The sequence below is a fragment of the Rhodothermales bacterium genome (assembly GCA_017643395.1).
Taxonomy (GTDB): domain Bacteria; phylum Bacteroidota; class Rhodothermia; order Rhodothermales; family UBA10348; genus JABDJZ01.
Genome location: JAEPNP010000003.1, coordinates 300694 through 326994, shown reverse-complemented (window position 1 = coordinate 326994; position 26301 = coordinate 300694). Strand labels below are relative to the sequence as shown.

19 protein-coding genes are annotated in these 26301 nt (G+C 63.2%); 10 read left to right on the top strand and 9 right to left on the bottom strand.

The features are described 5' to 3' along the window. Positions 1-155 precede the first annotated feature (155 nt). Both JJ896_11895 and JJ896_11890 read left to right on the top strand, forming a co-directional pair. Complete coding sequence (locus JJ896_11895; GenBank protein ID MBO6780347.1) at positions 156-4229, top strand: helix-turn-helix domain-containing protein; 4074 nt, start codon at positions 156-158, stop codon at positions 4227-4229. Positions 4230-4363: 134 nt separating this feature from the next. Beyond that, on the top strand, positions 4364-6328 hold the full coding sequence (locus tag JJ896_11890; GenBank protein MBO6780346.1) for a TlpA family protein disulfide reductase: 1965 nt from the start codon (positions 4364-4366) through the stop codon (positions 6326-6328). A 112-nt stretch (positions 6329-6440) separates the two neighbouring features. On the opposite strand, the gene JJ896_11885 is transcribed toward JJ896_11890, so the two are convergent. The 3 genes from JJ896_11885 to JJ896_11875 form a co-directional block, all read right to left on the bottom strand. After that, positions 6441-6833, bottom strand: a complete 393-nt coding sequence (locus JJ896_11885) for a hypothetical protein (protein MBO6780345.1) — start codon at positions 6831-6833, stop codon at positions 6441-6443. A gap of 428 nt (positions 6834-7261) precedes the next feature. Continuing rightward, positions 7262-7657, bottom strand: coding sequence for a hypothetical protein (locus tag JJ896_11880; GenBank protein ID MBO6780344.1), 396 nt, complete (start codon positions 7655-7657; stop codon positions 7262-7264). Positions 7658-7769: 112 nt separating this feature from the next. After that, a complete protein-coding gene (locus JJ896_11875) occupies positions 7770-10430 on the bottom strand; it encodes a zinc-dependent metalloprotease (protein ID MBO6780343.1) in 2661 nt (886 codons plus the stop codon). Positions 10431-10593: 163 nt separating this feature from the next. On the opposite strand from JJ896_11875, the gene JJ896_11870 reads away from it, so the two are divergent. The 4 genes from JJ896_11870 (at position 10594) to JJ896_11855 (ending at position 13999) form a co-directional block, all read left to right on the top strand. Further along, a complete protein-coding gene (locus JJ896_11870) occupies positions 10594-10938 on the top strand; it encodes a hypothetical protein (protein ID MBO6780342.1) in 345 nt (114 codons plus the stop codon). Positions 10939-11013: 75 nt separating this feature from the next. Beyond that, positions 11014-11523 (top strand): hypothetical protein, encoded by a 510-nt coding sequence (locus tag JJ896_11865; GenBank protein MBO6780341.1) that lies wholly within the window; start codon positions 11014-11016, stop codon positions 11521-11523. Beyond that, entirely contained in the window at positions 11520-13718 is a 2199-nt protein-coding gene (locus tag JJ896_11860; protein ID MBO6780340.1) for a TonB-dependent receptor, read from the top strand. Before JJ896_11865 ends, JJ896_11860 begins: the two co-directional genes overlap by 4 nt. A gap of 2 nt (positions 13719-13720) precedes the next feature. After that, positions 13721-13999 carry a hypothetical protein gene (locus JJ896_11855; GenBank protein MBO6780339.1) on the top strand — a complete coding sequence of 93 codons (279 nt, stop codon included), beginning with the start codon at positions 13721-13723 and terminating at the stop codon, positions 13997-13999. Positions 14000-14010: 11 nt separating this feature from the next. Here the strand turns inward: JJ896_11855 and JJ896_11850 are convergent, their stop codons facing one another. From JJ896_11850 to JJ896_11825, 6 genes are all read right to left on the bottom strand, one after another. Further along, on the bottom strand, positions 14011-16239 hold the full coding sequence (locus tag JJ896_11850; GenBank protein ID MBO6780338.1) for a TonB-dependent receptor: 2229 nt from the start codon (positions 16237-16239) through the stop codon (positions 14011-14013). 2 nt (positions 16240-16241) lie between these two features. Further along, positions 16242-17018: a FixH family protein gene (locus JJ896_11845; protein MBO6780337.1), complete on the bottom strand. Its 777-nt coding sequence runs from the start codon at positions 17016-17018 to the stop codon at positions 16242-16244. Next, on the bottom strand, positions 17015-17977 hold the full coding sequence (locus JJ896_11840; protein ID MBO6780336.1) for a hypothetical protein: 963 nt from the start codon (positions 17975-17977) through the stop codon (positions 17015-17017). The genes JJ896_11845 and JJ896_11840 overlap by 4 nt, the downstream gene beginning before the upstream one ends. Continuing rightward, a complete protein-coding gene (locus JJ896_11835; GenBank protein MBO6780335.1) occupies positions 17977-18819 on the bottom strand; it encodes a hypothetical protein in 843 nt (280 codons plus the stop codon). Before JJ896_11835 ends, JJ896_11840 begins: the two co-directional genes overlap by 1 nt. Before the next feature lie 133 nt (positions 18820-18952). Beyond that, positions 18953-19318, bottom strand: a complete 366-nt coding sequence (locus JJ896_11830; protein MBO6780334.1) for a hypothetical protein — start codon at positions 19316-19318, stop codon at positions 18953-18955. A 221-nt stretch (positions 19319-19539) separates the two neighbouring features. Then, on the bottom strand, positions 19540-20439 hold the full coding sequence (locus tag JJ896_11825) for an SDR family oxidoreductase (GenBank protein ID MBO6780333.1): 900 nt from the start codon (positions 20437-20439) through the stop codon (positions 19540-19542). Between the two features lie 267 nt (positions 20440-20706). On the opposite strand from JJ896_11825, the gene JJ896_11820 reads away from it, so the two are divergent. From JJ896_11820 to JJ896_11805, 4 genes are all read left to right on the top strand, one after another. Next, positions 20707-22680: a response regulator gene (locus JJ896_11820; protein ID MBO6780332.1), complete on the top strand. Its 1974-nt coding sequence runs from the start codon at positions 20707-20709 to the stop codon at positions 22678-22680. 75 nt (positions 22681-22755) lie between these two features. Then, positions 22756-23349 carry a hypothetical protein gene (locus tag JJ896_11815; GenBank protein ID MBO6780331.1) on the top strand — a complete coding sequence of 198 codons (594 nt, stop codon included), beginning with the start codon at positions 22756-22758 and terminating at the stop codon, positions 23347-23349. Between the two features lie 128 nt (positions 23350-23477). Further along, complete coding sequence (locus tag JJ896_11810; protein MBO6780330.1) at positions 23478-25790, top strand: beta-propeller fold lactonase family protein; 2313 nt, start codon at positions 23478-23480, stop codon at positions 25788-25790. Continuing rightward, positions 25787-26257, top strand: a complete 471-nt coding sequence (locus tag JJ896_11805) for an MOSC domain-containing protein (protein ID MBO6780329.1) — start codon at positions 25787-25789, stop codon at positions 26255-26257. The genes JJ896_11810 and JJ896_11805 overlap by 4 nt, the downstream gene beginning before the upstream one ends. The last annotated feature ends 44 nt before the right edge of the window (positions 26258-26301 follow it).

Sequence of the window (26301 nt, the reverse complement as noted above, 5' to 3'; positions counted from 1 at the left end):
GAATCGATGGGCGTCAGTAGGCCACACTCTCCCCGTGCAGCGCCGTAGGGCCTTGGCCGCCGAACATCGAGTGCCAGCGCCACCAGGCGAGATACGTGCAAGCCCCTGCGGGCATGGTGCGGGAAATCCCGGCCCAAATCCTGCATCTTTAGGGTATGCGGCCTTCTGTCTGCATAGTCATCGCGAGTTTGGTCGTCGCTCTGGACCCATCCCGAGCCCATGCCCAGGACGACACGCGGTTCATTCACCGATTTTGGGGCGTGGAAGACGGCCTGCCGGTGAACGCCGTCCGGGACCTGGCGCAGGACGAGCGAGGCTTCCTGTGGCTGGCCACGGTGGAAGGCCTGGTGCGGTTTGACGGGCAGGAGTTTACGGTATTCAACGCCGGCAATTCGGACGGTTTTCCAAACAATCGCCTGTTGCGGGTGGCCGCCGTTTCGGGTGGACAGCTCCTGATAGAATTGGAGGGTACCGGGCTGTTTGTCCGCCAACCGGACGGAAGCTTCGGGCCGCTGTTGGTCGGTGGAGAGGTCATCAATGGCTGGATAAAGCGATTCGAGCGGGGAGTCCGGTCTTCTGGGCCGAACGTCGTCGTGGACGTACATCAGGGCGGGTGGTACCCGGGGCAGAAGCCTCGTTGGCTGGCGTTCTCCGAGTCGGGCGTCACCAACATCGAGGGTCCGGCAGAAATGAGACTCCCGGAGGCTCCGGGGGTGGAGGTCACGGTCTGGATCCGGGACGGCCGCCTCGCCGTGACAAAGGATAACATCAGGGGCTATATCGACTGGACGGAAGGCGAGGCGAGGCCCCTCCGCGGAGTGGACGGGCGCTTCCTGGCCGGAGGTCCCATCTATGAGCATCCGGAGGGTGTGGTCTGGCACCTCGAACCGGATGGGGCCCTGTATCGCCTCTCCGGGAGCCGGTTTGAGCGCGTCTCCATGGACCTCCCGACGTGGTTCCTCGAACTGGAGGGAGGCTGGAACTGTTTTGCACGGGAGCCGGGCGGAGCGTTTGTGATCGGACGCGCCCGGGATGGCCTTTGGCGCTATCACGACGGCAAGATCACCCGGCTCTCGGCCCTTCGGGCTGGAGGCTGCCACGAGTTCGTGGACAGCCGCGGCATTCTCTGGATGGCCACCGGAACGACCCTGGTTCGCAATGGAACGGTCCTGGACGAGGGCACCAACTTCACCCGACTGATCGAAGACGCGAACGGGACCGTCTGGGCCAGCAGCGAGAAGGGCCTGCACGCCTACATCCCGTCCGAGGTCCGGATGCACACGGGCATCGGCGACGACAACGTCTACACCATCATTGAGGACCAACATGGCAGGATGTGGACGTCTTCGTGGGGCCTGGTGACCGACTGGGTGTTCACGGACGGAGCCTGGAGGGAGGTCCCGGGTTCGGACGGGCACCCTGTCGGGATGGCGGCGAGGGATGGCCGGCTGTTCCTCGACAGCCACTGGACCCGGACGGTGCCGCATCGCCTGCCTCGCCCGGACGAGTGGCAGCGCGTACCCTACAACCACCGCGGGGGGCCCGTACGGGCCATTTTCGAGGACTCCCTGGGTCGCATCTGGCTCGCGGCGCCGGGAAGGGACCTCTGGGTGATCGAGGGCACGGGCTCATCGCTCGTCCATCAGGGCGCCCAGTTCCGCACCGTGGCCGAATCGGAGCCTGGCGTCGTCTGGCTGGGCAGCGAGAAGCGGGGCATCGCCAGGCACAAGGACGGCGCTTTCACCTTCTACGGCCACGAGCAGGGCCTGGGGAGCAATACCATTCGCTGGATCCTGACCGATCCGGACGTTCCGGACCGCCTGTGGGTGGCCACGGAGGACAACGGTCTGAACCGGGTCGATCTGGACCGCGACACCGCGGATCCGGTCGGTATCGTGCACTTCACCGAACGGGAGGGGCTCTTCCGGAACGGACTTCACGCCGTGCTCCAGGATGATTTTGGGCGATTGTGGATGAACACCAACTACGGGGTGTTCTGGGTCTGGAAGGACGAGTTGAATGCGGTGGCCGATGGGCTCCGTGCTCGCGTGGAGCCGGTAGTCTACACCGATCGCGAGGGGCTGGCGAACCGCGAGGGAAACGGTGGCTACAGCAGCGCCGGCCTCAAGTCCAGCGATGGGCACATCTGGTTTCCCACGCAGGGAGGCCTGGCCGAGTTTGACCCAGCACGCATTTCGGAGCGGCCGCCCCCCAGGGCCGCGATCCTCGGGATGAGTGCAAACGGCTCAGTGGCCGGGCCGACGCTGGCCCCCGACGAGCGGGACTTCAGCATTCGATTCACGGCTCCGGACTTCACCGCGCCCGAGCGCCTCCGATTCGAGTATCGCCTGCTGGGATACGATCACGAATGGCGCGTGACACCCGCCCGCGAGGTGTCCTTTACCAACCTTGATCCCGGAGCCTACACGTTCGAGGTGCGCGCGCGCGCCCATGCGGACGCTGCGCCGGTGGCGGCGAGGGTCATCACGATTCTGCCGTTCTGGTACGAGACGCTGGCTTTCAGGCTCTTCATGGTGCTTGCGGCCGTAGGACTCGTTTTCGGGGCCGGACGACTTGTGTCCCGGCAGGCCAGGGAGCGGGAGCGTCGCCTGAACGCCCAGGTGGCGGAGCGCACGCTGGACCTTCGACGAGAGAAAGAGCTGACTGAAAGACAGGCGGCCGAGCTTCGCGAGTTGAACATGGCCAAGAGCCGGTTCTTTGCCAATGTCAGTCACGAGTTCAGGACGCCGCTGACACTCATCATCGGTCCACTCCGGCAGCTTCTGGCGCGGGAAGGCCATCCGGACCGGGAATCGCTCGAGCTCATGCAGCGCAACGCAGACCGGCTTCTCGGGATGGTGAACCGCATTCTGGAGCTGGCCCGTCTGGAGAGCAAGACCCTGCCCTATGAGCCCGAGTGCATCGATCTGTCCGCCCACGTGCGTCAGACTGCGCTCGGAATGACGGCGTTGGCCGAGCGCGAAGGGCTGACGCTGATTGTGGGTGCCGCACCGCCCCTGTTTGCGCTGTTTGATCGCGGTCTCATGGAGCGCATCGTCACCAATCTGGTCTCGAACGCCGTCAAGTTCACCGACCGCGGCGGGCACGTTTTCGTGAACGTTCGTTCAGCGGGTGAGCATGCCCTTATCGAGGTGCGCGATACTGGCATCGGCATTGCCGCCGACAAGCTCCCCTTGATCTTCGATCGCTTCTACCAGGCCGACCCCACTTCCACCCGTCGCTACCAGGGGACAGGGATCGGACTCAGCCTCGTCAAGGAACTTGCGGAGCTGCACGGAGGGCACGTCTCCGTGGAGAGTCGCGAGGGCCACGGCTCCACATTCCTCGTGCGAATGCCGCTCGTTCCTGACCAGCTGGACGGCGCACGTCAAACTATCACGCCGGATGTGCGGGGCGACGGGCCCGTGTCCACGACCGCCGACCTTGGTGCGGATCCGAGCCCCGCGCCGGGCGAGGAAGACCGCCCGACCGCTCTGCTCGTGGATGACAACGAGGACATTCGAACGTTCATGAGGTCGGCGCTCCAGGCGACCTATGCGGTTGTGGAAGCGGTCGATGGGCGGGATGCGCTGGATCACGTGGAGAGAGGCCTCCTGCCCGACGTCATTGTCTGCGACGTGATGATGCCGCGGATGGACGGGATGGAGCTTCACCGGGCGCTTCAGGCAACGCCCGATACCGAGGGCCTGCCGTTCATCTTTCTGACGGCGCTGGCCGACGACGAACATCGCCTCGAGGGTGCGCGAAGCGGCGCAGACCGGTATCTGACCAAGCCGCTGGATCCCGCGCTGCTGCTGGCCGAGATGGCCGGGGTCCTCGAGTCACGGCGCAGGTTGGTGGATCGGCTTCGGGGGGCGATGCAGGTCTCCGCAGAGCCCGAGGCGCCTTTCGGACCGTTTGAGCGCAAGGTCCGCGCTGTCGTGGAGGAGCGCCTGGCGGATGCGGACCTGACCTCGGAGGACCTCGCCGCCCAGGTTGGGCTGAGCTACTCGCAGCTCCACCGCAAGCTCAAGGCCGAGGCCGACGTGACGCCAACCGAACTGGTGAGGCGGGTTCGCCTGGAGCACGCCGTGGCCCTGCTCGAGCGCGAGGATTGTACCATCTCCGAGGCGGCCTACGCCGTCGGTTTCAACAGCCTGAGCTACTTCAATCGCTGTTTCAAGGCTGTTTACGGGACATCTCCGAGCGCATTCCGCCAGCAGGCCTGACGGTATCTCGCGCCGCCTCAGGCGGGCTGCTGAGCCTTCGCGCAGAGATCCGTGCAAGACTATGCGAGATATCCCGTAGAGCGCGGTGCGTGCGAGGGGGAGGTTGGGGGGCGTCACCCAAACCCTCCGCTGTCATGAAACGTCTGACCTCCCTCTTGCTTGTTCTGGCTCTCGGCGCGACTGCCGCCTGGGCCCAGATTCTGACCATGGATCCGGCCATGCCGCGCGCCGGAGAGACCGTGGTGTTCACTTACCATCCGGATGCCCACGGGGCCGCTATCCAGGACGCCGCCGACCTGTTCCTGGTGGACCACGCGTACATGGATGAGGGCACCGAGCGCATCCCGATGCGGAAGACCCGGAAGGGATGGACCGTCCGCTACGAAACCTACGAGGACATGAGCCGCGGCGCGCTGCTGAGCGTAGAAAGTGCGGACGGCAGGACGGACACGAACGGCGGCCAGTACTGGGAGCTCTATGTGCTGGACGAGGAAGGCAAGTACACCACCTCGTGGATCGGACGACTGAAGGAGCAGTTTTTGCCCGCGGGCGTGGACCCCATCGCGCTTCGCAACGGCTACCTGATGGCCGACCTGGCGCGTGATCCGGAGAATTCCGGACTGCAGATTTCAATCTGGCGCAACCAGATTCTGCTCGGTTTCGAGCTGGAGCCGATTCAGGAGGCAGCCCGGGCGATGGCGGACGAGCTTCTGACCGAAGATCCGGAGTCCATGGAGAACTTCAGCCTGGCCGTGCGTGCCCTGGAAACGGCCAAGTTGAACGATGAGGCGGAGTCCATCGAGGAGCGGTACAAGGCGGAACCGCCGAACCGGGACTTTGAGGCGCGTTGGGCGCGCGAGGCGTTTGCCGAGAAGCTTTCCGATGAGGAAGATGCGGCCAACAAGGTTGAGTTGATAGAAGGGTTCCTTGCCGAGTGGGGCAATGCGTCCGCGGGTTTCCGGGATAGAACCATGGCAGACCGGTACGAGCGCACCCTCTTGAGCGCGTACATCGACGCCGAGAATGCCGAGGGCATTGCCCGCATGGCCGACCAGGTTGATTGGGACGACATGTATGGCCGGGCGTCGTCGGAGCTCCGCCGGGTAGCGATTGCGCTGGCCCGCGCCGGCGATCTGGAAGGTGCCGAGTCCTACGTGCGTCGGGCGGAGAAGGTGGAGGCCGACGAGTACGGCTACGACTCCATGCGGCCGATCTCCCGAGAGCCGTTCCGCGCCCGTCCGATGTATGGCAAGGAAGCCGAGGCTGAGGCGTTCCTTGACGGCGTAGCCGCCGCTAATGATGTAGCGCGCGGCTATGTGGAGGCGATGTCGGGGAATGTGGACCGCGGCGTGCGCATTGCGATGGACGCGGAGGCGCTGCTTGGCGACTCGGAGGAGGGCATTCTGCTTCTTGGCCAGACCCTGGCTCTTGGGGACCGGCACGAGGAAGCGTTTGAGCGCTTCGAGGCCGTGGCGATGCTTTCCCCAGCTCACGAGGAGGCCCGCGCCGGCCTGAAGTCGTCCTGGATCGGCTGGAAGGGGAGCGATGAGGGCTACTACGAGGCCGTGGCGGACATCGAGGCGGCCTGGCGGGTCAAGCGGGCGGCGGAGCTCGTGGCGGAGCGCGGGACCGAACTCGCGCCAGCATTTGAAACCACCATGCTGGCGTCAGGTCAGACCGTTTCCGGCGCCGACCTGCGCGGAAAAGTGGTAGTGATTGATTTCTGGGCGTCCTGGTGCGGCCCCTGTCTGAAAGCGTTTCCTGACTTGAACAAAACCTATCTCAAGTACCAGGACAATCCGCGCGTGCAGTTCCTCGTCGTCAACACCGGTTGGAGCAACACCATCGAGGATGCCCGCGAGTTTGCCGAAAAGCAGGACTACGCATTCCCCTACACCATGGATCACAACGAGGTGATGACCACCGCCTTCCGGGTGCGCGGCATTCCCACTACCGTTGTACTGGACCCCGATGGGCGAGAGGCATTCCGGCACCTTGGGTACTCCGGGCCTGACTACGAGGCCGAGCTCACGCTGGAGTTGGATCTACTCCTCGGCAACTACGTCGTGGTGACGGAGGCCACCGGGGACGGGGAATAGCTAAGTCCCTCTCCGTCCGCCAAGCGATGGGGACGAAGAGTCGAGCTAGCGCCAGCCTGACGCCGGGACGGTCTTTCCGATGAGGCCGTCCCGGCGTTGGCGCGGGCACGTGCTACTTCTCGACGACCTCAGCCTGGCACCAGGCCTCCGCGGAATCCATGTCGGGAAACAGCTCCATCGCCCAGCCCGTGTTGTCCCGACCCGCTGAAGCCACGTTCCGCCGGTATTCAAATACCTTCGACTTGATTGCCTCGTTCTTGACCACAATCGCAATCCGCACCCCCTGAGCCATTGCCCCCGCGCCCGCGTCGTGTACGGCCAGAAAGGCAAGTTCACGCAGGGTGACATCCAACTCGTCAACTCCAGTAAGGTCAGCTAGGACAAACCGAGCATTCACGCCAGACGCATAGTTGGCAGCATGCGTTTCCATGAACTCGCCGATACGGATGCTGCCCGTGCAGGTGACCAGAAGACCGTCTCGAAGGGGTTTCGAGTGAATTGGCATGAGTCCGGCGTGTAGCTCCTGTCAGGTAAATCATCCAGCCCGCCACCAGGCAACCGGGAGATCCCTGAAACTCCAACCGACAAACCCTTGAACTAAGCTGAGCGTGGCCGAGGGTGCCGGGAAGACACCCATACCGCCATCACTGCTTCCAGGCGGCACTCCTTTCGGCCAGTGTGACAAGAGGTGCGCTCTCCGAGCCCCATCCCGCACCGGCCTAAACGGAATCCGATAGCCCGATTCCACATCGCCTGCCGGCCGGCGCTACCCCAAGTGTAATACGCCGCCTGAGTCCACCTCGGGCAAGCCTGAAACGGGAGCTTTGTGGAAACGGGGGCGGTTTTTCCACTCGGGCGCTCGCAGAGGTCGCGCCGCCCCCACAAGAGCCGAGCCCAGCCCCCAAGCAACCGCACCACCGAAGAGGCCGCCCCTCAGGCCGCCTTCACCGCCTCCTCGAGACACCAGGCCTTCGCGGCCTCCATGTCCGGAAACACTTCCAGCGCCCAGCGGGGGTCGCCGCCTCCGGCCTGCACCACGTTTCCGCCATACTCCAGGACAGATCGCCGAATATCCGCACGGGTGACAGCCACCGCCAGCGGAATGCCCTGGGCCCTGGCGCCCACCTTTGCGTCTTGAATCGCAACAAAGGCAAGCTCGCGGTGCGTCACCGCAAGTTCGTCGAGGTCGGTCAGATCACACAGGACGAAGCGGGAGTTCCTGCCAGAGGTGTACTTCGCCGCGTGGGATTCCATGATCTCGGCGATGTGCACGCTCCCGGTGCAGGTAACCAGAAGGCCGTCCCGGAATGGTTCTAGGTGTATCGGCACGTCGGAGCTGAAGGTTTCTTAAACCCAACTACCTCAAGTAGCAAGCGTGAGGCAACCCGGAAAACACCTGGCACAACGTCAGGACACCCCGGGCACCCGGCCGGGAGTATTTCTAGTCCAGCGACTTGCTGATACTCTGCGTCAGTGCCTGATGAATCCTCGCGTGCGACTCCATCAAATGCGCCCGCGTCGTGCGATCCGAAATCCCTGCTGACAGCGCCGATTCGATCTGCGCGTTCACGTTGCTCAGATCCAGTCGCGCGATCGAACGAGCGTCCTCAGGCCAGCTGGGCGATGAGGGGAACGGCCGGTCATTCAGCATGATCTGGGTCATCCGGTCCACGTAGGCGCGCTGCACATTGCGCCGAATCGAGCTGATCATGACGTTCTCGTGCGACAACTCGCTCCAGATACGGTCCGTCATGGTTCCGAAGAGCTCGGAAACGGTGTAGGCCTCTGCCCCACCCGGCATACGGACCTCATTGTCGATCATGCGCGTGAGGCGCGTGGCTGACGTGAGATTCGAGAGCAGGATGCCCTGCAGCTGGGCCACCCGGTTGTGAATCTGAATGTCGCGCGCCCCCGTCGGGCGCCGCTCGAAGTCCAGATGCATGCTCGGGACCGACCGGTTCAGCAGCGTCTCGTTCGGCACGATGACCCCATCGTCTATGAACTGGCTCATGACGAACTCAACGGCCTCCCGTTGCTCAGCCGCGGACAGCGGCACCATAGGCTCCATCCCCTGCCCTTTGTGCAGGCGGTTCAGCCGCACACCGCCGACGAGCTTGGTGGCGTGGTTCACGGTGTTGTAGCGCTCGAACAGCAGCCCGGCGTACGCACCGCGGAGGGCATCGAAATACTCTCCATCGGCCACCATGCGCTCGGTCAGGTTCGGCTCAATGTCCGAGACGAGCTCAGCGCGTGTCCGCGCGTGAGCCAGCAGGTCACTCGACAGATCCCAGGTGTTCACGTAAGGGTCGATTCCGGTGTTGGGCCCGTCCTCGTGCGAGCCGTAGATGTGCAGCGGGTTGGCCGACTCGGCAAGGATGCCTGGAATCTTGTCTTCCTCCGGGGTGTAGCCAAAGCGAATGGCAAACACGTCATACGCACCCGGCTCCGGGTTGACGTAGTAGCCCTGACGCTCCCGGTCGGGATTGATGTTGACGATGGCGTAGTCCATGACCGACGAGTACACGCCGTTCTGCCGCGTGTAGTCCTTGTCCTGCAGCATGCCGAAGTCGATCGCCGATGAGGACTCGAAATTGTGCATGAGACCGAGCGTGTGCCCCACCTCGTGCATGGTGAGGTCACGCAGCTGCACTCCGATCAGCTCCAGCGGAATGTCGCCGGTCTTCGCAACCACACCGTCGCTCAGCAGCGTGGCGTTCAGCAAGCCCATGGACTGCTGGCGCCCTATCTGGTTGGTGCAGATCCGCTCATGGAGACCGAACGCCAGCGACTCGGCCATTTCCGCCTCCATCTGCTCGAAACTCCTGGTCTCCAGAAGCTCGTCGTACTCGCTGCTCCAACCGCTCACAAACTCGCTGGAGAGCAGGATGTCTGCGTTCAGGATTTCACCGGTGCGGGGGTCGGTCTGCGATGGGCCGATTGCAAACCCCATGCGATATGCCGCGGTCCAGCGGATGGTCGAGTAACGAATGTCCTCTGCACTCCACGTGGAATCATCCTTCGGCGGGTCCACGGCGCGAATCGCGTTGATGAATCCGGCCGCGTCGAACGCCTTGTTCCAGGCCTCAACACCTTCGTGCACATACGGCCGATACTCTTCCGGCACCGACCAGTCGATGTAGAAGGTGATCGGCGTGACCGGCTCCGACCGTTCGGCACTCGGGTCCTTTTTCTCAAGTCGCCACCGATTGATGTGGCGCACCATGGGATCGAAGGCCTTGTCCTGTGAGAAATCCTTCGCCGCATCGATGAAGTAGCCAATGCGATTGTCCGCGGCGCGGGCAGCCATGGGCACCTCCGGCAGTCCAAAGAAGGAGTACCGGACCCCTGCCGAGAACGAGCGTGCATCCGCCATCCCGATCGCCTGTGCGGTGGCCGGAGCGGTCGGCCGGAATGTCAGCATCGCGTCTATTTCCGAGTTGTTCGGGAAAGACTGCACGCGCTCCACCCAGCTCGATCCTTTGTCGAACCGCGCCTCCCGCTGGCTCTGAAAGTAGAAGCGGGTGCCTCTCGCGATGTCGGCATAGTCGGACACCAGGAAAGGCGTGAAGTCGATCACATAGGCGCCCGACGTGGAGTCGAAACCGGCGATGTCGAATGTCTGCACAATCGAGTGTCCGATGTTGTCCTCCAGCGCGCGTTGCATGCCGGTGCCCTCATCGGCGATGAACCGCGTATTGCGGTGCACCAGATGGATCTTGTCCGCCGCGCGTTCGAAACGCATCAACCGGGTATCGAAGAGGTACAGCCCCTCCTGAATACCAAACGTGCCGTTGCCGGACGAGTAATGCATGACCAGACCCATGTCGGCGTCCATGCGGCTCGGCGGCAGCGTCAGATACGTCGTCTGGTCCCGCTTGACGTTGAAGGTCAGAAATCCGTCCACCTTGCGGGTGTCCTTGAGTACTTCGGAAGCCTTCTTGAATGGACTCTTCGCAGCAGTCGCTGAGGAAGGGGTGGCCGGGCGACTTGCGGTCGTCGCAGTCGGAGTGGAAGCGGCCTGCATGCCTGGGTCTACGTTGACGGTCGTGCAGGACGTCAGGCTCAGCGCAAGCAGCAGAACAAGGGGTCCGAATCGAGACATGGGTGGGATCACGAGATAAGGCGATGGGAAGCAAACCGGGGTGACCGGAAGTATACGGGTGGCAATGCCAACAGCGCGGCCCCGGCCCCCGGATAACATGGCCATCGGCCGCGAACTCGGGAACCCCTTCACGGAGGCGGGCTTTAGCCGAGATCCTGTATCCATGGCCTCCAGCCACCGCCGACATAGCGCCCTGACCCTGCTCGCCCTCCTGGTCTTCGGGTGGGTGCTCGCGCCGCCACTGCACCAGATTGAGCATGCGCTCGAATGGGCCGGCACCGAGCACCACCACGGCCCGGAAGGCGGCTTCAGCGATGGGCACGACCTGTCCGCGGCCTCTCCGGACGACTGCACGCTTTGCGTAACCCGCACCGTCGCCGAATCCGGGACAGCGGAGGACCTCGTTGACCTGAGCGGACTCGGCAAGGCCTGGTTGACATCCCATGAGACCTCCGGTGCGCTCACACGTGACCGCGCGCCGATACGTGGCCCCCCTGTCGCCGCTTGAGCCTCTGCAACGTGATCGTTGCGGAGCCCATCGCCCCAACGATCCGATTGACTCAAGCTTTGCGAACAGGAAACAATGAAACCCACGTTCCTTACGGCCCGCGGCTGGGCCACCCTTTTTGTACTCCCCGCTGTCCTCTTTCTTGCTGCATGTGACAGCAACCCCGTGGATGATGACGACCACGACGATCATGCAGACGAAATTGAAGGCATCGCCGTCATGATGAATGGCGCCGAAGTCTGGCGCGTCCTGGAGGGCGAAGTCACCTGTGCCACCGCACAGTGCGGTTTCGCCATCTCGGCGGGTGAAGAGACCCCGCTGATCTCGGTCGAATTCCTCGGCCACGAAGGTGAGGAGATTCATTCCGAGGATCTCGGAGCGGAGTTCTCCCTCGGCCACGCGTTTGCCACAGAGGGCATCGCCGAATTCGAGCAGCACTCCGAAGACGGCAAATGGGCCTTCCACCTGCACGGTGAATCCGCCGGAACGACTGGATTCCAGTTGCGCCTGCTTCACAATGACCACGCGGACTTCACCACGCCGCCGGTCAGCGCAAGCAACGCCATTCAGATCACCGTTCAATGAGAACAATCCGGATCGCCATAGCCCTACTGGCGATCTGGATGATCAGCGCTCCGGCAAGAGCGCAATCCGGCGTGCTGACGGGCCGCGTAGTTAGTGCGTCCTCAGGCGAGCCGGTCGAGTTTGCTCAGATCCTGGTGCAGGAAGCGCACCGTTCCACCACTTCGGATGGGAACGGTGCGTTCCTGCTCAGGAGAATGCCTGCGGGCCAGTTCACCCTCAAGGCCTTCCGCATCGGCTTCTTCCCCTTCGAAACCACCATCACGGTGGCTACCGGGGACACGCTCGAACTGACGCTGCGCATGCGCGATTCCGTCATCGAATCGGCTGAGGTCGTAGTCGTAGACGAAGGACTTGGTGCGCAAACTGTCGAAGCTGCCTCCGAACTGCGGGGCGGCCGACTGAGGCAACAGCTCGGCACGACGATCGCCGAAACTCTGGACCAGGAGCCGGGACTTTCCATGCGGTCGATGGGCCCCGCGCCCGCCCGACCGGTGCTGCGCGGGTTGGGCGGGGAGCGCCTGCTCGTGCTCGAGGATGGAGGCCGCACGGGTGACCTGTCGGCCACTACATCGGACCATGCCCTCGTGGTAGACCCGATCACCGCGGACCGCATAGAAATCGTGCGCGGACCTGCCGCGCTCATTTACGGCCCCAATACGCTGGGCGGTGCGGTGAACGTGGTGCGAGACTACGTGCCGAGCTCCGTGCCTTCCAAAGTCCGCACAACCCTCTCGGGACAGGGACAGAGTGCCAGTCGAGGCCTGGCGGGCGGCGCCGTGGTCGTGGCTCCGATAGGCACCAGCGCCGTGGTCCGGGCGGACGGCGCATATCGAGCTGCTGGTGATGTAGCCACACCCGACGGTCGACTAGGCAACACCGCCCTGGACACGGGTACCGCGTCCCTGGGCGCCAGTCTTGTCCGGTCCTGGGGCTACCTGGGAGTCTCAGGGTCCCTGTATGATTCGCACTACGGTATCCCCGGGGGATTTGTAGGTGCACACCCGGAAGGAGTCTCCATCGAGCTCAACCGACGCCACTTTCGGACCAGGGGCGAGTGGATCACACCAATCCGCGGCATTCGACATCTGGAAGCAAAAGGAAGCTATTCCAGGTACTTCCACCAGGAGTTCGAATCCAACGGCTCGGTTGGTATTGAATTCGGCCTCCTCTCCTATCACGCGACGGCCATCGCCCACACGGCAGGACGCGGGCGCCTGACGGATGGAGCTGTCGGGTTCTGGGTCGAGCATCGCGATTACGCATCGGGAGGGTTCTCGTCCACGCCTGCGACGACCGAATGGTCTGTTGCCGGCTTCGGTCACCAGACGGTGGATCTGGGCGGCACCTCACTCGAAGTCGGAGCGCGCTACGATCTCCGCCAGGTGACGCCCAGCCGGGAGTTCATGTCCGACATCGGCCTCATCGCCCAGAAAAAGTTCGGAGGAGTCTCGGCATCAGCGGCCCTGAAGTGGCCCCTCAATCCCAGACTCACCCTCGCCGCGTCCGGTATGCGCTCCATTCGCCTGCCCGGCATCGAAGAACTCTTCTCCGAGGGCCCGCACCTTGCGGCTTATTCCTTCGAGGTGGGCAATCCGGACCTGGGGGTGGAGTCTGGTACCGGCTTCGAACTATCGTCCCGATGGGAAGGCCCCCGGGTCTCCTGGTACGCGGCCGCCTACCTGAACCGCTTCTCGGGATACATCTTTCCCAGGAACACCGGAGAGCTCAACACGCGCATCTACCTGCCCATCTTCCAGTACGCCGGCTCCGATGCCAGGATGGAGGGCGCCGAAGGCAGTGTGGACATCCGACTGTCCAATATCTGGTCCGTTTCCAGCAACCTGAGCTTCGTGCGTGGCACCCTGACTGAGCTGGACGAGCCAATTCCGTGGACACCGCCGTTTCGGCAAAGCCTGTCGGTTCGCTACGATCGCTCGCCGCTGACCGTCGGGGCGACCCTGCGCGGCTCGGCCCGGCAGGAGCGCCTGGGCGAGTTCGAGGAGCCGACCAGCGGCTATCTGGTCCCAGATCTGTTCCTGGAGTACCTGTTCAGCTCCCGCACCTCACTCCACAGTCTGACGTTGGCCATCGACAACGTCTCGAATACGGAGTACCGGGACCACTTGTCCCGTGTCAAGAGTGTGATGCCGGAACCCGGTCGCAACGTGCGTCTGGTCTATCGCGTCTACCTGTAGCCATGAACCACAACCAGCGCGGCGCCCTGGGCACGGCGGTTATCGCCTTTCTCATCGTTGCCGTCTTCTACATCCCCTGGCAGGTCGAACCCTCCGGCGACCTCATGTGGGCCCCTTTCTACCGGGGCCCGGTGGAGGTGCAGGCCCAGCGCATAGAGGCCCTGATGGGCTCCCGCTATGTGCTGCTTGAGGGCACCCGTCTGTGGTGGCTGCACTTACTGCAACTCGCCGGCATCGCGGGCATCGGCTACTGGGCCTTTCAAAAATTGGGCGATGGGTAGGCAGACTGACTCTAGTACGCCCAGGCGAGCGCTACGTACAGGTTGCGCCCCTCGTTCGGCAGATTGCCGAAGCTGAGGTGCTCCTGGTAGAAGGTGTCGAGCAGGTTCTCCACACCCACCTTCAGCTCGGCGCCACCCGGCACCGGCAGACTGCCACGCACATTCAGGATGAAGTAGCCGTCCGTGCCGTCCTCCCGGGCAACCTGGCGGGACACGCGGTTCTGGGGCATGGCCATGCGTGCTTCGAGCTCCGCCCAGCGTCTCCCCCGATCAGCCCGCAGGCTGAGCATGCCGCTGAGGGGCGGCATCAGGTAAAGCGGCTCGTCGAACTCCAGGTTCTGCCCCCACGTGTACGACCCCGCGCCTGCGATTGAGATGCCCTTGCCCAACTCGGCAACCGCAGACACTTCGCCGCCCATCAATAGCGCTGCGTCCGCGTTGCGGTACACCCGAAACCGGTAGGTAGATGACCCCTCCGTCAGACCGGTGTCCCCCTCACCGATGATGTAGTTGCGCACGTGGTTGGCGAATACGCTGGCGCGCAATCCTGCTCGTTGCCCCCAATGATCGATGCCGATTTCCGCTTGCCTCGAACGCTCCGGCTTCAGATCGGGATTTCCGGTATAGAAGTAGCCGTCCACGTAGTTGTACACGTAGTGGCCGTAGTTCTCGATGTGTGTGGGCAGACGGCTGACGTTGGCCATGCCGAACCGCACCCGCGTGGCCGGCGAAAACGCATACTCCAGCGTTGTGCTGAGATTGCCCAGCACGTACGTGCGGGAAAGATCATCCGTGTCCCATCGTCCTTCGAGAATCGACCGGGATTCCTCCCGCTTCACATCTCGAGGCGACACGTCCATTCGGGCGTCGGCCCGCAGCGACAGCCGCTCTGAAAGGTGGTACGTACCGTTCACTGCGAGGGCCGCATGGTTGACCACCACATCGCCCAGATTCAACAGGTACATGTCCTGGATGCCCTCGAAGACACTGAACATCCACATGTCACCGAAACTCTTCGTGCGATAGGCATCGAGGGTCACCCCCACGCGATTGCCCCCATCAAGCCGGATGTCCGCGGTGCTGATCAAACCGCTCGTGCGCGTGAGGCCATACATGGGCATATTCATGCCGCGCATAACCTGGCGCTCCAGCACATCGCGGCCGAAATCGTCCATCCAGTGATCCACGGTGTTGTGATACACCTTGGTCTCGACATGATGCGGCGCGCCACCGCTATGGGGCGTCAGCGTGTGCGTCAGGCTGTAAATCCGGGCCTTGGCAAGCGTGGCGTCCATCAGAAGAACCGGATAGCCGACGCCCCACGCATTGTCCCCGAGAAATGAGGCCTCCAGACGATGGGCATGGTGCGGTTGCCACGCGACGTCCGCCTTGTAATTGTTCTTTTCGTACCCCGAACCGGCCACGTCGGCTGCGCCGCCCCCGGGCCGGAAATCCGCCGCTCGCTTGTACGAATAGCTGAAACGCACACCGACGTCACCTTCGGAGGCGGATGCTACCACGCGCCCGCGCCGAAGCCCGGAGGCCGACTCGAAGCCGGCTTCGCTGGACAGGCTGAACGGGTCAGAAAGTGACGGCTTCTGGGTAACCAGATTGATTGCACCACCAATCTGGGAGCCGCTGCTCAGATCAAACCCGCCCTTGGTCAGATCGAGGCGCTCCAGGTTTTCCACCTCCACGTACGCTGAGGTGGGGTCCATCTCATCGATGCAGGCGCCGATGACCTTGATGCCGTCTATCACCAGGCCAATCTGGCCGCCACTCATGCCGCGTATCACGGGCTCCCAGGCAAAATTGGCGCGCTGAATGAAGTCGGCACCCGGCACGCGATCCATCAGATCTTCGGTGGCGCGCTGCACATGGGGCGATGCCGCTGGGTCCCGCACCGCACCGCCGTCTGCACTCACCACCACCTCCTGATGCTGAATCACGTTGGGATGCAGATGCAGGTGGAAGGGCTCGCCGGAACGCATGGCGTCCGTAATCAGGAAGCGCTCCGACGTGTAACCAACGGCAGAGACGCGGAGTTCGCGCGCGCCCTCGGGCAGATCCAGGTGGAAGTGTCCGTCGATGTCGGCCGCCGTGCCCTGATCGGTACCTACCACAAGCAGGGTGGCCAGCGGGATGCCCTCCATGGTGGCGTGATCCAGCACGCGACCATGCAGCGACTGCGCGATCACCTGCGCCGGCGTCAGCAAAACGAGTAGGAGAATGAGTCTCATCATCATCGCACCTCAAATCCTTCAAAGAGCACCGCCGTCCGGTTGGCGCCCACATACACAGTCAGGTCCCAACCGCCGGACATAATGAAGTTGATCTCGCCCCTATACCGTCCATTTCCGACACTTCCGGGGGGCGCATACGGCGTGCTGTGACCCTCTCCCCCGCCCATGTCCATATACGGATAGAGGTCGAACGGCACGCCCTCAACTGGCTGGAAGCGGCCCTCAATGAAGCGATGCAGCGCTAGCTCGAGCACGTCCTGCCCGGTGCGCGGCTCCGTGGGACGGACCCACGTCAGGTACTCTCCGGTTCCGGGCACCGTGCCCACCCAGAGACCGGGGCGGACTGTGACATCGACCGTGCGCGTCCCCGAGCTGCCGGCACTTTGCCAGACCACATCCAGCACCCAGCGCCCATCGAGCTCAACAGGCTCAAGCAGATAAAGGACCGCTGGTTCGTCCCCGCTCCTGAGCGTTACGGGATCAAAAGGCACCGGAATACGGTCGCCCTCAACAAGGAAGTAGGGCGTGACGGTTGCCTCCGCGCCGGCAGGGTCGCCGCCCGCAAAGGCTTCCAGTGATATCAGGTTGTGACCCCATTGTAATGGGCGAGGCGCCGTGACCCGAAGCTCCAGGGCACCGTCCTGCACCGACGTTACCTCAACACTCTCGTCCCCCACCGGTGCGTCCGGGTGACGGCTGAAGAAGTCCGTCTCCGTGATGTCAGGGGCACATCCGACCAGCGACAGGCCGAATAGGGTCAACAGGATTCGTTTCATAGTCCCGTGCGAATTGAGGTGTCCTCCAGCGCGCGCAAGAACGCCTCGAGCTGCCGCTTCTCCGCCGCGGTCAGATTCAGCGGCCGGATGCCGGGCGATGCGGTCTCGCCCCCCTTGTCGTAGTGCTCGATCACATCTTCGATGGACTCAAAGCGGCCGTCGTGCATGTAGGGTGCCGTGAGGCTCACATTTCGAAGGGAAGGGACCTTGAACAGGCCGCGATCCTCCGGACGCAGCGTGATGCGTGCCCGGCCGGAGTCCGCAGCGACGGACAGTCCGTTGCTGCGGAAGCTCTGATCCGTCAGCAGAAACCCGCTGTGACAGGAGGCGCAGTTTGCCCGGCCGAAAAAAAGCGCACGACCCGCGTCCTCGTGGGGCGTCAGCGCCTCCCGGTCGAAGCGGGATCCCCCGCTGCGAATAGTGCGCTGGTACGCGCCGAGTGCCTGCGTGAACGTCTGCACCGTGGCCTCATCGCCGAACGCGTCCAAAAAGGCCTCCCGGTAGGAAGGGTCGCCGTTCAGTTGCTCCAGTACCTCGGCGAGGGGCCGGTCCATTTCGTCCCTGGCCTCCAGTGGCCCGACGGCCTGTAGCTCCAGCGTAAAGGCCCCTCCGTCCCAGAACAGCAGGTCCTGCCATGCCACATTGACCAGGGAAGGTGCGTTGCGAATGCCGGTTCGTCCTTCCACTCCCGGGCTGACGGCCACGTCATCCGCGAACGCCAGTTCGGGTTTGTGGCAGGACGCACAGGAAACGCTGCCATCCGCCGAGAGCGACGGATCGAAGAACAGGCGTTCACCGAGCGACACCCGCGAGGCTGTCAGGGGTGTGTGGGCGGGCACCGGAATCGGCTCGAAGCCGGCCGGCAGGTCATCAGGCACCGACAGCGATTCCGAGCCTTCCGGCCCCGCCAACACACAACCCGACACCAGGACCGCTATGAGCGCAGTCCAGGCTCGCATCAGTGGTCGTGTCCGTCGTGGTCGGAGTCGTGCACGCCGTGGAACATGAAGGAGCCCGAGATCTCACTGGCAACCGCGTTGGCCACCGGCAGATTGTTGCCCGTGTGGCAGATGCGCTGGACCGGGTCAGCGAGGTCCACGCCCTCCAGCAGCTTGTGGTAGTCCAGCATCACATGGATCTGCGTCGTGCCTTCCTGATCCACTTCAAAGTCTGCGTGCAGGTGCACTTCGCGCAGGAAGTTGTCCTTGCCAAGGTGGGTCTCCCAGGCCGTATCCGGCGTGCCGTCGCCGTCGGAATCTACCTGGCCGTCCAGGCGCACGAAGATGTAGCCGTTGGACCAGCTCCAGTGGTTGTTGAGGTCGGTCTGCTTGGCCAACGGGTGGCTTGCAGGCACCTGCGTCGCGTCGATGCGGTTGTCCGTACCGGCAATGCCGACGTTGAATTCCACGCCGTGGTACTCGCCGACCGGCACGTGACCCAGATCGTATTCGTGATGCGCGTGGTCGTGCTTGGCGAAAATTACCCGGTTCGAGACTGTGTGCGTCACATCCGAGTCATCGGCGGCCTTGGCCGGGACCGTCAGCGGATCGCTTTGAATCACCGTCTCGGTGCCATCCTCGGCGATGAGGGTGATGTCAGAGATGTAGACACGAGCGGCGGAGAAATTGATGGCCGTGCCGTTGTGGGTGTATGTGCTGCCCATGACCAGCGGCTGACCGTCGAATACGGGCTCCAGGCGCAGGGTAGTCATGGCCATCATGTCCTCATCGTCCATGACATTCGAGTCACAGGCAGTGATGAGCAGAGCCAGAAAGAGCGGAAGCAGAACGAGACGAGACATGGAATCAAGGGGATATGCGGACGCGAACCGCTAGCAGCGGATCGTCCAACTCGTGGGGCCGAATGCCAATGGCGAGCCCGGACACGCGTCCGGGAGCGCGAATTACCTAAATCAAGGTGCCGAGCGGCACCATTCAGGCCACTGCTGGCGGTCCACGTGGCCGGATGGTGCGGTCCAACCGGCCGTCATCCTGCCTTCCCTGTTCCGAGAATTCCTTTTCCACGGCCTCGGCACCCCGGTCCCGGGCGGCCAGATCGGCCAGTCCGGGCGACTGGGTCTGCAGAAGCTGGAGGTACGGACATTCCTCGATGCACTCCTCGAACGGGCTAAAGAAGTCCCCGTCTTCGGCCGCAGACTCCATGTCCATCGAGTGGGACATGGCCGTCATTTCCATGCCGCCCATCTCCATCCAGCCCAGGTGGGCCAGCGGAGCTACCAGCGTGCCCAGCAAAAGGCTGGCGAGCAGGCTGATGGAAGCTATGGCGCGGAATCTGCGCATCACGCGTCCCTACGCATGCTGGCCTGACAGGATTCAGTGTGGTAGCTGCAACTGCCCTGTCGGGGCGGCCCACTCGAAGAAGGCCATGCGGAGGGAAACACGCCGCCCGTCGCTGTCAGAGGCGCACAAAATCAGAACAGGGGACGACCCTGCCGGTCGTCCCCTGTTTTTGGCTGTGACCAGCACCCGGCGGATGGGTGTCTGTCTATCCGGAGGCGGGATCAGACTTCGCTTGATTCCGCCACGTGCAGCAACGATTCCATGCCGAACCCGGAGAGTAGTTGCTCCTGAACGGCTGCTGCAGTCTGGTTCAGCGCCTTGGGACCCTCGCCGCCCGTCATTGGATCGACAACCATGCGCGCCGGTCGGGCGCCGGGCTCAGCCGAAATCACCTCCAGGATGGCGTCGGCGACAATCTGCGGATCCGGGGCCTGCCCGCTCGCGATCATCTCGCCCATGCCGGACCAGAGTTGCTGGGGCATGGCGGCCGCCTCTCCATAGGTCTCGACCCGGGCAGCGTCTTCCGGCTGGAGCATGGATCCAAAGAAGTCGGTGCCGAACCCGCCGGGCTGGATGATGACCGACTCAATGCCGTGGGGCGCCAGCTCGTACCGGTAGGTTTCAGAGAGCCCTTCCAGGGCAAACTTGGTGGCCGTGTAGGCACCGGCAAACGGGATCACGATGCGGCCCATGGTGCTGGAGATGTGGATGAGCAGCCCGGAACCCCGCTGCCGCATCGCCGGCAGTACGGCGCGATTCATGCGCTGAACACCAAACACGTTGACTTCAAACATCCGGCTGAACTGCGCCGGCGTGAATGTCTCCGTCAGGCCACCGCCGCCGAATCCGGCGTTGTTCACCAGAACATCAATGCCTCCCTCCAACTCATTTGCCTGCTCCACGGCCGCCTCGACGGACGCATCACTCGTCACATCGAGATCAAGCACGTGCAATCTGCCGTCCTGCTGAGAGGAAGACTCGGTCAGCCTGGCTGCCGCCTCGGAGTTGCGCCCGGCGGGGTCCCGCATGGTCGCAAAAACCACATGGCCGGCTTTTGTCAGTGTTTGTGCCGCAAGGAATCCAAATCCGCTGCTGCTTCCTGTTATGAGTATGCGTTGCATGCTGTAGAACCTGTACTAGATGGAAGTCGGCTCTACGAGTTGTTTCTGGCTTTCTCGTTACGGTGCCGCGACAGCCGCTTGTCGCATTGATGCGCCCCGGTGCGCCCCGCAGGCTCCAACTGGCATGATGGTGGCCCCACGCATTCCCACGGAGCATCCCCCGTGCTTCGGCGCGACGAACGAGAGGTAGGCGCCCCATTTCGACGCACCAAGGGCCGATTGTCAAAAACCGGCCTCCTACCCTCAAATTGACCGTTTTTCCGTCTCATGGAAAAGATCGCCGAATTCTTCCAGTCCGGCTCGTTCATGCCACACGGCATGTGCTACCTCTGGAAGCCAGAAATCCTCTGGCTGCATGTGATATCCGATGCCGTCATCGCGCTGTCGTACTTCTCGATTCCCATCGCCCTCTACCTCTTCACCAAACGGCGGAAGGACCTGGGTTTCAAGAGCGTGTTCTACCTGTTCACTGCGTTCATACTGCTCTGCGGTGCGACCCACCTGTTCAATATCTATCTGGTCTGGAACCCCCTCTACGGTCCAGACGGCCTTCTGAAGGCCGTTACGGGCATCGTCTCCCTGATTACGGCGGCAATGCTCTGGAAGCTGCTGCCAGATGCACTGGCCATTCCGGGTCCCCAGCACTACCGCGATCAGAACGAGCTTCTCCAGTCAGAAATCGAATCGCGATCCGAGGCGGAGCGTGAGTCCCGCAAGCTGTCCGAGAGGCTGTCGCTGGCCACGACGGCAGGTCAGATCGGCATTTGGGAATGGAATCCTGAAACGGGCAAACTGAGCTGGGACGAGACCATGTTCGAACTCTACGGGGCAGACCCGGAGGCGTTTGACGGGTCGTACGAGTTCTGGTCCAAGCGGGTCTATCCGGAGGATCTGGAACGGGTGCAGGGCAAGGTCGCCGATGTCATGGAGCTCGGAGGCGAGTTCCACGGCATGTTCCGGGTTCACCACCCGGACGGGCAGGTTCGGCACATTCGAACTCAGGCCCAGCGCACCGGTGAACAGGGTGACTACAGACTGACGGGAGTCAACTACGACGTGTCTGACGACATTGCCGTGCGAGAAGAGCTCAAACAACAGACCGCAGAAGCCCAAAGGGCGTCTCGCCTCAAGTCGGAATTCCTCGCGACCATGAGTCACGAGATTCGAACACCGCTCAACGGTGTTGTGGGTGGTTGCCAGGTGCTTCAGGCGATGGGCCCCGACTCGGCCCAGCAGGATTGGCTCGACGTGATCAAGGCGTCCTCGACCACCCTGCTCAGCCTTATCGACGATGTGCTTGATATCGCTCGCATCGAGGCCGGCTACGTAACCATCGATCAGCGGGAGGCCGAGCTGGCCACAATCGTTTCGGAGGCAGTCGATACGGTACGAGGCACCGTGGAGCATAAAGGGCTCTCAATCGAGACCGGAGAGATACGCAACGCCCGCTTCAACACGGATCCGGACCGGCTGAAGCAGATTCTTGTCAACCTGCTGGGTAACGCCGCAAAGTTCACCGAACAGGGCTCGGTGTCGGTGCGCACCATCCCGCTTGATCAGCAGACCGTTCGCTTCGAAATCGTCGACACCGGACCCGGTATTCCGCAGGAGGAGTTGTCGAACATCTTCGAGCGGTTCTATCAAACCGATGGCTCCCACACCCGCCGACACGGCGGCGCCGGACTTGGACTTTCCATCGTAAAGAACCTCGTCGAACTGATGGGAGGCAGCATCGCGGTGGAAAGCGAGATCGGGCGGGGAACGACATTCAGCGTAGACGTGCCGACAGGCGGGCTCTATGTCGAGCTCGAACCCCGGGCAACCGCGGCGCCTGTGTCGATCCCGGAAGTGGACAGGGGACCCACCGGTCGGTGTGTGCTGTTGGCAGAGGACAATGAGTTGAACCAGCGGGTGATCGAAAAATTCCTGCGGGTCGACGGCTTCGACCGCGTCGACACCGTGACTAACGGCCGTGACGCGTTCAAGCTGGCGTGCAGCGGCGAATACGACCTGGTCATCATGGACATCCAGATGCCGGAGATGACCGGAGATGAGGCTATCCAGCGGATCCGGATGTCCGGCACGCTCGCGGCACGCGTACCCATCATCGTCGTCACCGCCAACGCACTGAGCGGGGCCCGGGAGGAATACCTCGCCGCAGGGGCAGACGCGTACCTGAGTAAGCCGGTTTATATCGAGGAATTGCGAGGGGTAATCGGCCGCCTTGTCCCGGCCGCCTGAACGTGCCTGGCGCGGAACGAATTCACACCCGTAGACTTCGTTCAAATGACACCAGACACGTCCCCTGCGTAATCCATGAAAGCCGTCCTGCTGACCTCACTGCTCGGTCTGCTTCTCCTGCATTGCAACCCCGCAACGAGCAGCGCCCAGATGGTCCCTGCCGCCGACCAGATTGCGGGGGCCGTTCAGGCCGCCCCGGAAGATCTGCGTGACGGCGCGAGGGTGATTGGTTTCGACGCGAACGGTGCCTATACCGACCTGCGCGTCGGAGAAAATGAACTGGTCTGTCTCGCGGACGACCCCAGCCGAGATGGCTTCAACGTAGCCTGCTATCACGCCTCCATTGAGCCCTTCATGGCGATGGGACGCGAGCTTCGCGCCCAGGGCATGGACAACCAGACCGTGCGAACCAGGCGCTACGCCGCCGCAGATTCGGGGGAGTTGCCCATGCCGGAAACGCCCGCGGCGCTCTATGTGCTGACAGGCGACAGTTTCGATGCTGCTACCGGAACGGTCGAGAATCGATTCCTCCGCTATGTCATCTACACGCCGTACGCCACAGCGGAATCCACGGGCCTGGCTACCTCCCCGGCCGGGCCGCTGCAACCGTGGCTGATGTATCCAGGGACTGCGGGCGCCCACGTGATGATCACTCCGGCACGGGACTAAACATGGGTTGCCTGGGGGTGCTCGAAACGGCTGCAATGACTTGTCGCACGAGGGCACGGACCGTCCTTTTGTGCGCAGCGGCTCTGCTCAGCCTTCCGCCATGGGCGACGGGACAGGTTGCCCCAAACTTGGAAGCGCCGGCCGTCTTCGGCTACGGAGATACCGCGGACGGGCGGAGCAATCCGTCGGCGGGCCTTACCCATTGGGCACTGACCGAGAGCGGCGATTATCTCTGGGCCCTGTCGGCCACGCGAGGTGAACTCAGACTGTTTGAGTTGGGAACCGACGGCGTGCCGGAGCACCGTCTCAGCACCGACGTCGGTCCTGCCGACCTTGAGCAGTTGGAGCTTGCGGACGATGGCCACACCATCTACCTGCGCACCGCCGATGGACTCCAAGTGTGGAGGCAGGCAGGCCGCTCGGACCCGCCGGCTCTGGTGCAGCGCCTGGAGGCCGAAATGAGCGACTTTGCGGTCGTCGGTGACTTCCTGGTCACGACGATTCTCGGTTACCCGGGAGGAGGGCCGGTTCGCATTTTCCGGCGCGCCTCCGACAACGGATCCCTCGTCGAGACGGATCAGATTTCGTATGCCCACAACGAACACGCGTCGGTTTTCTACCGCGCCGGCGACCAGGGTGTCTACGTGAATACGTCGGTCGCTGCGGGTTTCAGTGGCCACAGAACCATGCGCTACCACTGGATTCCCATCGACCAGACCACGGGGAAACTGGGTACCCCGACTCTGGTCGAGTTTCCGGTTCCCATGACGGACGAAATCGACTTGCACGTGCCGGAAGGGTTGAGCCAACCCGTCTACCACTACTGGGGATTCTCCATTCTCGCCGCAGATGGGTCCGGCACGGGCACTACGACCGATCGCCTCCTGGCAGGGGTGAGGATTGCGGCAGTGGCGGGGTCCATGGATCAGCGTTTCGTCTACGCGCTGGAGTCCGAAACCGGCCGGATTCACGGCTACAGCGTTGCTGCAGACGGAGGGCTCGAAGCCCACCAGGTGGTGGCGGACGATGGGCTCTGGAGCCTGGAATGGATACGTTCGGTGCTCGACGACCAATACCTGCTCGGAGCCATGCCCGACGTGAATCGATGGGCGATCTATGCACGAGACAAGCAGAATGGCCAGCTGACGCTGGTCAAGACCGTTTCAGGCGTTGACTACCCGGGCTGGGGCCTGCGGCGTGTGTCGGACGTTGCCATCGCGCACTCCGGCAACCGGGTTTGGGCCATCACGGAGAACAATACGCTGGACACGTTTGTGCGGACTGATGCTCATGCGCCATTTCGATGGACGTCGACCCAGGTGGCTGACTCGGGAGCGCGATGGCCGAACATCCTGACGTCCGTGCGGGTCAGCCCCGACGATCGCTTTCTCTACCTGTTCTGGCAGTTCCCCCACACGAACGATGACGAAATCGCGGTGTACGCCGTGGACGACGACAGCGGCGTCCCGTCCCTGATCGAGTCCTACAACAACGCCGACTTTCCCCTATCTGCGAGAGCCGTGGCATTCAGCCCGGACTGGAACCACCTGTATTCCGGGAGACCCATCGGTGTCCTGAGTCGGGACGCGGTCACCGGCAGGCTCAGCGCGGGAGAGCAGTACCAGGGACGGGCCTCCGACATCGCCGTATCTCCGGATGGAGCGCATGTCTATACGGTGTATGACGAGGGCGATGTGCAGATGCGAATCTGGACTCGTAATTCTGCAGACGGATCGCTCGCGCTTTCCTTTGTCGTTCAGGATGACGATATGTCGTCGATCACGCTCACCGCGGCCGGCGACGAAGCTTTCACCGGTCGAGCAGGCGGCTTCTCGCGATGGCAGGTCGATCCCGCTACAGGGGCCCTTTCAGACCCGACACATTTCGACTCCCCGGATGGCAAGTCCGTCTTGCGTATCGTCATGCCCCCTTCTGAGGCCTGGCTCTCGGCCATCGGCCACCGGACAGCTTATTGGTATGCCCGGTCCGAAGACGGCACGCTCGGGCAGCCCGTTGACGCGGCAGGCGCCGTGGGCACGATTGGCGCTGAAGGTCGGCTGATGGCACGCGGAGGGATGCGGGCCGACAAACTCGTCTCCTGGGCGCCCAGCGACCGCCTGTTTATTTGGGCCACAGACTCCACCTTTTGGGCACCTGAGACATCGCCCACGTCCGTTGCACCACCCGACTCACCTTCCGAAGACGGTCTGCACGTGTTTCCGAATCCGACACATGGCCGGACGACCCTCGTCGCGGGCAGCCACCAGGCGCCAGTCACCATTGAGGTGGTGGACCTTCTGGGACGACGCGTGATGACCCGGCATGAGACGAGCGGAGGGCCGACTGGCCTGGATCTGTCACACCTTGCTCCCGGGATGTATTTCATCCGACTCGTGGAGTCGGGAGGGGTTCGTGTCACAAGCGTCGTGCTCGACAGGTGACGGTCCCTCCCGGCCGCATCGAAGCCATCTTCATCGCCGCCGATCGCGGCGCTCCGATGCAATCGGTCGCGGAGGCCCGGGCCGTCGCAGGCCGCGGTCTGGTGGGAGACCGGTACTATGCCAATGCCGGCTCGCTTTCTCGCTGGGCCGGACCCAAACGAGAGTTGACGCTGATCTCTACCGAGGCTCTCGAGGAATTGAATCGGCAAGGCGTTCCCTTGACTGCGGCCGACAGTCGGCGCAACGTGCTGGTCTCCGGCATTGAACTGAATGCGCTGGTCAAACAGCGCATTCGCCTTGGAGAGATCGACGTCAAGGGAGTGCGCCTCTGCCAGCCTTGCAAATACCTGGAGCGGAAAACCGGCATCACCGTGCTCCCCGCCATGATCGGGCGCGGGGGTTTGCGGGTGCAGATTCTTTCGGACGGGCTGATTCGGGTCGGCGACCCGGTCGATGTGCTGGGGTAGATGTGCGGTTCGACATCTCGCAGACGCGGGCGGGAGGCGTGCGC